7 protein-coding genes and 7 tRNA genes are annotated in these 10,817 nt (G+C 40.3%); 2 read left to right on the top strand and 12 right to left on the bottom strand.

Annotated features, from left to right (window positions below):
* Positions 1-78 precede the first annotated feature (78 nt).
* From CXF74_RS12495 to cysD, 12 genes are all read right to left on the bottom strand, one after another.
* Positions 79-154: transfer RNA gene (locus CXF74_RS12495), tRNA-Val, on the bottom strand.
* Between the two features lie 56 nt (positions 155-210).
* Positions 211-286, bottom strand: a tRNA-Val gene (locus tag CXF74_RS12490).
* 29 nt (positions 287-315) lie between these two features.
* A tRNA-Val gene (locus CXF74_RS12485) sits at positions 316-391 on the bottom strand.
* A gap of 214 nt (positions 392-605) precedes the next feature.
* Positions 606-681 (bottom strand) — tRNA-Val (locus tag CXF74_RS12480).
* A 142-nt stretch (positions 682-823) separates the two neighbouring features.
* Positions 824-899 (bottom strand) — tRNA-Val (locus CXF74_RS12475).
* 149 nt (positions 900-1,048) lie between these two features.
* Positions 1,049-1,124: transfer RNA gene (locus CXF74_RS12470), tRNA-Val, on the bottom strand.
* A 278-nt stretch (positions 1,125-1,402) separates the two neighbouring features.
* The gene (locus CXF74_RS12465; RefSeq protein WP_101082766.1) at positions 1,403-2,362 is read right to left on the bottom strand and encodes a DHHA1 domain-containing protein; all 960 of its coding nucleotides are present in this window, start codon (positions 2,360-2,362) and stop codon (positions 1,403-1,405) included.
* A gap of 465 nt (positions 2,363-2,827) precedes the next feature.
* Complete coding sequence (gene cysC, locus CXF74_RS12460) at positions 2,828-3,460, bottom strand: adenylyl-sulfate kinase (protein ID WP_101082765.1); 633 nt, start codon at positions 3,458-3,460, stop codon at positions 2,828-2,830.
* Between the two features lie 167 nt (positions 3,461-3,627).
* Positions 3,628-5,355 carry an SLC13 family permease gene (locus tag CXF74_RS12455; protein ID WP_101082764.1) on the bottom strand — a complete coding sequence of 576 codons (1,728 nt, stop codon included), beginning with the start codon at positions 5,353-5,355 and terminating at the stop codon, positions 3,628-3,630.
* Positions 5,356-5,422: 67 nt separating this feature from the next.
* Positions 5,423-6,835 carry a sulfate adenylyltransferase subunit CysN gene (gene cysN, locus CXF74_RS12450; protein WP_101082763.1) on the bottom strand — a complete coding sequence of 471 codons (1,413 nt, stop codon included), beginning with the start codon at positions 6,833-6,835 and terminating at the stop codon, positions 5,423-5,425.
* 57 nt (positions 6,836-6,892) lie between these two features.
* Complete coding sequence (locus CXF74_RS12445) at positions 6,893-7,240, bottom strand: four helix bundle protein (protein WP_101082762.1); 348 nt, start codon at positions 7,238-7,240, stop codon at positions 6,893-6,895.
* 71 nt (positions 7,241-7,311) lie between these two features.
* On the bottom strand, positions 7,312-8,220 hold the full coding sequence (cysD, locus tag CXF74_RS12440) for a sulfate adenylyltransferase subunit CysD (RefSeq protein WP_101082761.1): 909 nt from the start codon (positions 8,218-8,220) through the stop codon (positions 7,312-7,314).
* A 449-nt stretch (positions 8,221-8,669) separates the two neighbouring features.
* Between cysD and gltX the strand changes: the two genes are divergently transcribed.
* The gene (gene gltX, locus CXF74_RS12435; protein ID WP_101082760.1) at positions 8,670-10,094 is read left to right on the top strand and encodes a glutamate--tRNA ligase; all 1,425 of its coding nucleotides are present in this window, start codon (positions 8,670-8,672) and stop codon (positions 10,092-10,094) included.
* Between the two features lie 374 nt (positions 10,095-10,468).
* A tRNA-Ala gene (locus CXF74_RS12430) sits at positions 10,469-10,544 on the top strand.
* Positions 10,545-10,817 lie beyond the last annotated feature (273 nt).

Genomic DNA, 10,817 nt, shown 5'->3' with positions numbered 1-10,817 from the left:
GAACCTACGACCTTCGGGTTATGAGCCCGACGAGCTACCAGACTGCTCCATCTCGCGTCCGTATTTGTTGCTATATCATGGTGGGCGATACTGGGCTTGAACCAGTGACCCCCGCCTTGTAAGGGCGGTGCTCTCCCAACTGAGCTAATCGCCCATGATATAAATTTAGTATTTTTACTTCGATATACTAAGAAGATCTAATAGATAATGTGGTGGGCGATACTGGGCTTGAACCAGTGACCCCCGCCTTGTAAGGGCGGTGCTCTCCCAACTGAGCTAATCGCCCACATTACATGCTACTAAACGTTTTAATTATGGTGGGCGATACTGGGCTTGAACCAGTGACCCCCGCCTTGTAAGGGCGGTGCTCTCCCAACTGAGCTAATCGCCCATAATTAAAACAATAACTCTTTTACTTCTTGTTATTAAGAAGACAGTAGTTGAGCAGTGCTCTCCCACCTTTTCATAACGACAAGCTAATCACTCACCGTTAAAAATAACACTTTTACTTCTTGTTATTAAGAAGTCGGTAAACAAGCAATGCTTTTCTACCTATCTTAACTGCAAGCCAAAGCTCACAACCATTGAATTTTTATATTTAGTTATGGTGGGCGATACTGGGCTTGAACCAGTGACCCCCGCCTTGTAAGGGCGGTGCTCTCCCAACTGAGCTAATCGCCCATAACTAAATCAATAACGTTTTACTTCTTGTTATTATAGAAGCGGATGATTGAGCAACGCTCTCCCACCTTTTCATAACGATAAGCTAATCGCTCATAATTATTAACAACATTTTTACTTCTTGTTATTAAGAAGTTAATCATGGTGGGCGATACTGGGCTTGAACCAGTGACCCCCGCCTTGTAAGGGCGGTGCTCTCCCAACTGAGCTAATCGCCCATGATTAAATCAACAACTATTTTACTTCTTGCTATTAACGAAGCGGTAGCTGAGCAATGCTCTCCCACCTTTTCGTAACTATGGGCTAATCGCTCACAACTACTAATAACCGTTTTACTTCTTGTTATTAACGAAGCAGCTAAATGAATTGGTGGGCGATACTGGGCTTGAACCAGTGACCCCCGCCTTGTAAGGGCGGTGCTCTCCCAACTGAGCTAATCGCCCAATTCATTGTAACCTTGTCTTCTTAGCGATGCCTTGAAGACGAGGCGAATAATATAGAACCTAATTGGTTCATGCAAGCACTTTGTATCAATCTTTTTTTGACTGCCTAACTCTTAAGCAACATGCTTATAATGACTGCAGAAAGGTCAGTGATTAAGCAGAACAACACCGCTAGACGAATATTTTATCGGTATTTATCCTATTGATATATTGGTCTGTTTTAATTATTTTAGTGACAGGCCAATATATACAGTGACAAATAAGGTGATAACGATAAATTAATGCCTGTAATGCTGTTCAATTAACTCAATAAACGTATTTAATGCATCATGATTAAGCGCATTAATACCCGCAGCGGCCGCGCGACCGCCACCCGTTGCAAATTTACTGCAAATATCCCCTGCACCCTGTTTATTATTTAATGGTGCCCTTAATGAAACAAGGTAACTCTCATCTTTATTTTTAGTTAATACCGCATGTGCTGAGTCAGGATTTTGATTTGCTAATAGGTTTCCATAAACACCACTAATGCGACGTGACCATGTTTCATCGGGTAATTCGAATATTGATAATAATGCACTTTGATGTGTGGAGGGCACCGCCAACGCTTTCGCTATATCTTCTCCATAAGCTTTTTGTAACTTATAAAAGGGAGAATTCAAATCCTTAAGCAAGTCAAAGGGTGAAGGATAAGCTAATAAGGCTTGATATAATGTAGCAGGATCAAAATGAAGATCTGCAACCGTTGCCCCGTAGCCATTATAATTAATCAGTGTGCCTAACTCTTTCAACTGCTCAGCTTGCTCTACTGAATAACCAGCCTGTAGACAAAGATCATCCGCTTTAGCAATTAAGTTATCACCATAAGCAGCCGTAATTGCCCACGCATGAAATTTTCCGTCTAGTAGCTTATCAATGATTAACCCGGTACAGGTATTGGCATCTAAATCGATATTCGCATCAAGCTTTTCATGCTCAGGAATTTCACCACAACGATGATGATCGGCATAAAAAACAGAAGCGCCCTTCTCTAACGCACTATTTAAGCCATCAATATTTTTTTCCATTGAGATATCTAAAACAGTCAAAGTATCACCCGCATTAACATCGATATTTTGCAGTAACTTAATATCACGTTTAACACCCGTGACTAATTGGCTTTCGAGAGGGTTTGCAAGACGTAACTGTAACAGTGCGATGATGCCATCTGCATCACCATTAAAAACATCGTAATTCATAAAAACCTTAATTCTAAGTTTAGCTATACTGAGATTTCCGCTAAAACAATACGGGAATGACGGACACCACCTTCTTCATCACGGACACAATAGCCGTCATCCTCGAAGGCTTTTATCGAGGATCTGATTTATGCCTTGCCGTTTAACACCCTGAGATTCCCGACAAAAAAACTCGGGAATGACGGGTATATATGTTGGAGGCTTGTTTATAAATAAAACACCGAAACTAACACTGGGATTCCCGCTAAAACACTGCGGGAATGACGGAGGTTTATAGATTTTGACTTTACTGACAGCTGAAAGTGAATAACTAACAGCTTATTTTGCCTTTTATCGAGGAGCTGATTTGTTGCCTTGCCGTTTAACACTCAGTGATTCCCGCTAAAACACTGCGGGAATCACTGAGGTTTATAGGTTTTGACTTTGCTGACAGCTGAAAGCTAATAACTGACAGCTTCTTTATCTTTAAAGGTAACCATTCGCTTGCAGATAGCTAACCACTTGTGCAGCACAGGCTTCAATTGATTTATTAGCCGTTTCAACGTGCACTTCTGGGTTAACAGGTAGTTCATAAGCAGAATCAATACCGGTAAAGTTTTTGATTTCACCAGCTCGTGCTTTTTTGTATAAACCTTTAGGGTCACGAGACTCACACACCTCTATTGGTGTATCAACAAACACTTCAACAAACTGCCCTGCTTGTAATTGTTCTCGTACCATTTCACGATCAGCAATAAAAGGAGAGATAAATGCCGTAGACACTAACAAACCGGCATCAACAAATAACTTAGACACTTCACCAATACGGCGAATGTTTTCAACTCTGTCGACATCAGAAAATCCTAGATCACCATTTAATCCGTGACGCACATTATCACCATCTAACACATAGGTTTTAGCATTAAGTTGATGCAACATCAGATCAACGGCATTAGCGACCGTTGATTTACCTGAGCCACTTAATCCCGTAAACCAAAGTACCGCTGGTTTATGGCCATTTAATTTAACATGGTCATCATGTGACACACTGGCTTGATGCCAAACAACATCTGATGATTTATCACCATCAACTTCTTTTTCTACGTAAGGAGTAGTCATAATATTCTCTTAATATAGCTATCGGCTATCGGCCATTAGCTTTCAGTTAAAATATAATAGCTGTCGGCTATCAGCCATCAGCTTTCAGTTAAAACATTCATTCAAAACTACTGCGCAGGAACCGTATTCTGACAGCTGAAAGCTAACCGCTGACAGCTTCTTTATTCTTATAATCCAAAAACAACGATAATCATGGTCACTGCGGTAAGGCTATAAGCAATACTGACAGGAACACCAATTTTAATAAAATCATTTAACTTATATTGCCCTGCATTAAACACCATTAAATTAGTTTGGTATCCATAAGGGCTAATGAAACTTGCGCTCGCGCCAAAAGCAACCGCCATAATAAACGCAGTGGGGTTTGCATCAAGGCTAGTCGCTAATCCATAAGCGATAGGAAACACTAACGCGGCAGCTGCGTTATTAGTCACTAATTCAGTGAGTAACCAAGTGACAATATAAACCGCAATTAACGCGAATAACGGGCTAAATGCATCACTGTTTTCACTGATCAATAAATTAAAGGAATCAATAACACCGCTATTTTGCAACGCATATGAAAGGCCTATTGCAGAAGAGATAATGATCCAAATGTCGATAGGAAAACGGCGTAATAATTCATTAGGGCTAAAACAACCAGTTAGTAGCAAGACACCAAGCAATAACACCACCGATTTAAACAGTGGAATCAATCCAACGGCCGCCAGCACAATAGCAGCTAAGAACCCTAATACGGCTATCCATTCTTTTTTACCCGATAAACGCGAATCTAATTCGACGTCAGACAGCAGAATAAAGTTTTTACGAATATTACGGCGCGATTTAAAATCTTCACCCACCGCTAATACTAAAAAATCACCAGGCTGTATTTTTAATCGACCAATTTTACCGGATACTTTTTCACCGTCTCGTTTAACTGCGACAACCGCCGCATCAAACAATGAACGAAAACCGACGGACTTAAGGGTTTTTCCGGTTAATACACTTTCAGGACGCACAACCACTTCACGTAAGTTATCCATCGACAAACCACTGCTTTCGGCAAAAATAGACAGTCCATCAAATAGGTATAGCTGGCTCACTTTTGAAATATCGCCACTAAAGATAAGCTTATCGTTTGCTTGTATGACTTCTGTTGGCGCCACTGCGCGTAACAAACAGTCACCACGCATAATTTCAACGAGAAACAGTGATTGCAGATGGCGTAAACCATTCTGCTCAACGGTTTTGCCCACTAAACTCGATTCTGGACTAATTTTTGTTTCAATAAAATAGGATTCTGCGGTTACGTAATCCATATCACGACTGGGTAATAAATGGCTAAATAAGCATAGTGTAATGCCGCAGACAACCACTAAACACAGGCCGACCAAGGTAAAGTCAAAAAAACCCAGAGAGGGTAAATTAGCATCTAACACTAAACTGTTGACGATTAAATTCGTAGATGTGCCCACTAGGGTTAACGTGCCGCCTAAAATAGCCGCGTAGGAGAGTGGGATTAATAGCTTACTCGCAGGATGATGCGGATTATTACGTATCGGCGCTAACATCGTTGAGACAACCGCCGTGTTATTCAGCAGCGCAGAAGAAAGTACGGTAAAACCAAATAAACGGGTCCAAGTACTTTTATAACTGGGTTTGATCACCTTCATAGCAACAAGGCGTAATAAGCGTGTTTTTTCTAACGCAATTGAACATAACATTAATATGATTAATGTGAGTAAACCTTGATTGGAGATGCTTTTAATTACTTGCTCAGTAGAGACCATTTGCGTGGCAAACAAAACCAATAACGCAATACCAAATACCAGGCTTGGGCGCTGTTGAAATTTGATTAAACCGACAATGGTAGAGAGGAAAACAGCAAGTACAAAATAAGATTGAAGAGTCATAAATAAGCCATCAGCTAACAGCCGTCAGCTGACAGCTTGAAGCCGACAGCTGATAGCTTTTTAGCAATTATCCTTTAAGGATATCTTTTGCTTCCCAGTGCGGGAAATGCTTGCGAACTAATGTGTTAAATTCAACTTCGAACGCGCTGTAAGCATGCTCTTGTTCTTTTTTAACAGCTTCAATAGAACCACGAATCATACCCGCGCCTACTGTTGCATTAGTTAATCGGTCAATAACAATGAATGCACCGGTTGCACGGTTTTCATTGTAAGCATCGAACTGCACTTCTTCAGCAACTTCAAAGTTACAGTTACCAATCTCATTCAAATCAAGTTGGCTTGCTGCAGTTTGCTCCATCGTATTTACATCAGTTTTAGAGTTGATAGCAACCACAGAACCGACTGTCGAGTTAGTACCGACTTTAACGATGTATTCACGGTCAACATGTAATGCTTTTTCATCCATCCAAACCACATCAGCAACAAAGTTTTTGCTTGATTCTGGTTTTTCATGTGGACGAACAATCATATCGCCACGGCTGATATCGATTTCATCTTCAAGCGTTAGCGTAATTGCCATGCCTTCAAATGCAGATTCGATATTGCCATCAAAGGTAACAATCTCTTTTACTTTACTTTGCTTACCAGACGGTAATGCTTCAATCGTATCACCAACGCGAATCTCACCCGATGCAATCGTACCTGCAAAACCACGGAAATTTAAGTTAGGACGATTTACGTATTGCACGCCTAAACGAAACTGCTCGTTAGTATCATTATTGATTTGCACGGTATCTAACAAACGCATTAACGGAGAGCCTGGGTACCAAGGCATGTTTTCACTTTGGTTTACTACGTTGTCGCCTTTTAATGCTGAGATTGGCACAAAACGAACATCAGCAATGTTTAGCTGTTTTGCAAATTCACGGTAATCCGCTTTAATTTTTTTGTAAACGTCTTGGTCGTAATCAACCGCATCCATTTTATTCACAGCGATAACAACGTGCTTAATACCTAACAGAGAACAAATGTAAGAGTGGCGACGAGTTTGCACTTGAACACCGTGACGCGCATCAATCAAAATAATCGCTAAGTCACAAGTAGAAGCACCGGTTGCCATGTTACGTGTATATTGCTCATGCCCAGGTGTATCGGCAATGATAAACTTACGTTTTTCAGTAGCAAAGTAACGGTAAGCAACATCAATCGTAATACCCTGCTCACGTTCAGATTGCAGACCATCAACTAATAACGCTAAATCAAATGAGTTATCTGTTGTATTGAATTTCTTTGAGTCTTTCTCGATAGCTGCCATGTGATCTTCAAAAATCATTTTGCTATCGTATAACAGGCGGCCAATCAGTGTTGATTTACCATCGTCTACGCTACCACAAGTGATAAAACGCATCATATCTTTGTTTTCGTGTGCGCGTAGGTATCCTTCGATATCCGTCGCTAATAAACTTTGTTCGTTCGACATTTTAAATTCCTTTAAACAGTTAGCCTTCAGCTATTAGCTGTCGGCTGTCAGAAAAAACTATTCGTTAACCGCTATTGTTTTGATTAAACCTGTCAGCATCATTGAAATATGATGCGTTTCTTCTAACCAAGCCTTACCTTCAATCGAGGGTAAGTAACCAATATCAATACCGATATAGATTTGCGTTCTTGCTTCCGCTAACGATGAGCGAGCAATATCCAAAAAACGTATTTTTTCTTTAGTACTAGTTCGTGTCATACCTTCCGCAATATTACTCGGCACTGATAAACCAGAGCGAGTCAGCTGGTCTCTAAAACCATAATCCCGTAAATCTGCAGTTGCTTTATACAACTCTGCAGATAAACGTGCAGACCTTTTCCATACTTCTAACTTTTCAAAATTCATAAGAGTTCTCGATAAGCTGCAGTACTGATAGCTGATAGCCGAAAGCTGATAGCTTCTTTCCTAAGCTCCGCTTAGAAATAACCTTCCATCTTTTTCTTTTCCATCGAGCCAGCAGAATCGTTATCGATTACGCGGCCTTGACGTTCAGATGTCGTCGTTAATAACATTTCTTGAATAATCTCAGGCAATGTTTTTGCTGTTGATTCAATTGCACCCGTTAGTGGGTAACAACCTAATGTACGGAAACGTACACTTTTCATTTGTGGTACTTCACCTTCTTCAAGTGGCATACGTTCATCATCAACCATGATTAAAGAACCATCACGCTCAACAACCGGACGCTCTTCTGCAAAATACAGTGGCACCATTTCGATATCTTCTTGGTAGATGTACTGCCAGATATCAAGTTCAGTCCAGTTAGACAGTGGAAATACACGAATACTTTCACCACGATCTACTTTTGAATTGTAGATATTCCAAAGCTCAGGACGTTGGTTTTTAGGATCCCAACGGTGCTTCTTATCACGGAATGAATAAACACGTTCTTTAGCGCGTGATTTCTCTTCATCACGACGAGCGCCACCAAATGCAGCATCAAAACCATGCTTGTCTAAGGCTTGTTTTAGGCCTTGTGTTTTCATTACATCAGTATGTTTTGCTGAGCCGTGTGTAAACGGTCCCATGCCCATTGCGATACCTTCAGGATTTTTATGAACAAGTAATTCAAAGTCATATTTTTCCGCTACTTTATCGCGGAACTCAATCATCTCTTTGAACTTCCAGTTAGTATCAACATGCATCAACGGAAAAGGAATTTTACCTGGGTAGAATGCTTTACGTGCTAAATGCAAAAGCACTGAAGAGTCTTTGCCCACTGAATAAAGCATTACTGGATTATCAAATTCTGCAGCAACTTCGCGCATAATTTGTATTGACTCAGCCTCCAAGGCTTTTAGATGAGTTAATCTATTTTTGTTCATAACTTTCCTTCGCTATACATGATGTAGTTGATAATAATTATGCCTTAGTCACGTAAATTAGTTAATAAGGTGACGCCCCTTTATTGAGGTTAGAATGCTATAACATAGAAGTATTTGTGATTACGCAGGCTAATTAGCAAGTAAAAAGTTATAAGGGGAAATGACAGTTTAGTTTAAAATCAACACTTTAGATGAAAACCGCAATACGATACACCCTGTAATGTAATATTTTGCGATCAAGGATACACAAGCATACCAACAGCTCAAGTCGCTAAATCGGCGTTATCAAAGAATGGTGATTACGTGGGTAATGACACGTATTAAATTACCCAAATATAAATGGCGCCTAATAATAAACACAAATAATTAATGTAATGCATTGGTATTGGTATGGGTATTGGTTAAAATGCATTTTTATTTTCCAACTGCTTATCTATAGGAACTTCCAAATGACTGTTAAGACTCGTTTTGCCCCAAGCCCAACAGGCTTTTTACACGTTGGTGGTGCACGTACTGCACTTTACTCTTGGTTATATGCAAAAAGCCAAGGCGGACAATTTGTATTACGTATTGAAGATACTGATGTTGAACGTTCGACTCAAGAAGCGGTTGATGCCATTTTAGAGGGCATGAGTTGGTTAGGTCTTGATTGGGATGAAGGTCCTTATTACCAAACAAAACGTTTTGATCGTTACAACGAAATGGTTGAAAAACTGTTAGCTGAAGATAAAGCTTATAAATGTTACGCGCCAAAAGATTTGCTTGATGAAATTCGCGCAGAGCAAGAAGCGAATAAAGAGATGGCACGTTACGATGCAAACCATCCTAAAATTGTTGCAGTTAATGAAGCAGCAACTGACGGTGAGCCTTGTGTTATTCGTTTCCGTAATCCTAAAGAAGGCACGGTTGTTTTTAAAGATGACATTCGTGGCGACATTGAAATTGCCAATAGCCAGTTAGATGATCTGATCATTCGCCGTACAGATGGCGCACCAACATACAACTTCTGTGTTGTGGTTGATGACTGGGATATGGGCATTACACACGTAGTACGTGGTGAAGATCATATCAATAATACGCCTCGTCAAATCAACATCTATAACGCATTAGGCGCACCTGTTCCAACATTCGCACATTGTGCAATGATCTTAGGTGACGACGGCGCTAAGTTATCGAAACGCCACGGTGCTGTTTCTGTTATGCAATACCGCGATGAAGGTTTTTTACCAAACGCATTAAATAACTACTTAGTACGTTTAGGTTGGTCAAATGGCGATCAAGAGATCTTTTCAGAAGAAGAGATGATTGAGCTATTTAGCTTAACGAACGTGAGTAAATCTGCTTCTGCCTTTAACACTGACAAACTATTGTGGTTAAACAACCATTACATCAAAACATCTGAGCCTGAATACGTTGCTGGTTACTTACAGTGGCATATGGATGAGCAAAAGATTGATATGACTAATGGCCCTGCATTAACAGAAGTGATTACAGCACTTTCTGAAAAAGTGAAAACATTAGTTGAGCTAGCAAGCTCAAGCCGTTACTTCTATGAAGAATATGAAGCTTTTGATGCAAATGCAGCGAAAAAGCATCTTCGCCCAGTGGCTAAAGAAGCCTTAGTTTTAGTGCAAACTAAACTGCAAGCATGTGAAGACTGGACTGATGAAACACTACAACAAATCATCCAAGACACTGCTGATGAACTTGAAGTGGGTATGGGTAAAGTCGGTATGCCATTACGTGTTGCTATTACGGGTGCAGGCCAATCTCCATCATTAGACGTGACATTACGTTTAATTGGTAAAGAACGCAGCATCCCACGTATTTCTCGTGCACTTGAGTTTATTGCGGCACGTGAAGCGAACCAATAAAAGAAGCTATCAGTTTTTAGCTGTTAGCTTTCAGTAAGGTCAAAACCTAAAGTCAAAAGCGTTTAACCACGAAGGCACGAAGGTAAAGCAAACCTTTATTAATGTTTTCTTCGTGTTCTCTGTGTAGCGCAGCGGCTTCGTGGTGATTTTTGTCAGCTGTCAGTAATTAGCGGTCAGCTTTCAGTAAGGTCAAAACATAAAGTCAAAAGCTTTTTACCACGAAGGCGGTGATTTGTTTGTTTGGACTTTTATGTGTTTTTTGCATTCGGTTAAAAATCACTAACACTTTGAATTGACAATAAATACTGAGGTGAATATACTTTGCTTTGGTATTTATATACTACCTCCAGTATTTCCATTAATACCCATGATATGGGGCTATAGCTCAGCTGGGAGAGCGCTTCGCTGGCAGTGAAGAGGTCTGCGGTTCGATCCCGCATAGCTCCACCATTCAAATATTTAAAACTAAATATCATTATTTTCACACTGAAGTAGATAATTCAGCTCGATCCCGCATAGCTCCACCATTCAAATACAGTTATCAAAGCTTTCAGCGGTTAGCTGTCAGTCATCAGTAAATTCAAAACCTAAGCTCGCTTTATCTTCATAACGCTAAACACTTTTCAGTTTATTGTTAAACTGGGGCTGACAGCTAATGGCTCGCCTCTATCATCACAACAACATAAAGAAAAGCATTAATCATTCGCATTCATTGAACTTGTT

The organism is Psychromonas sp. Urea-02u-13, assembly GCF_002835995.1.
Taxonomy (GTDB): Bacteria; Pseudomonadota; Gammaproteobacteria; order Enterobacterales; family Psychromonadaceae; genus Psychromonas.
The sequence above is the reverse complement of the archived record's forward strand: the minus strand, read 5'-3'. Positions and strand labels throughout refer to the sequence as shown.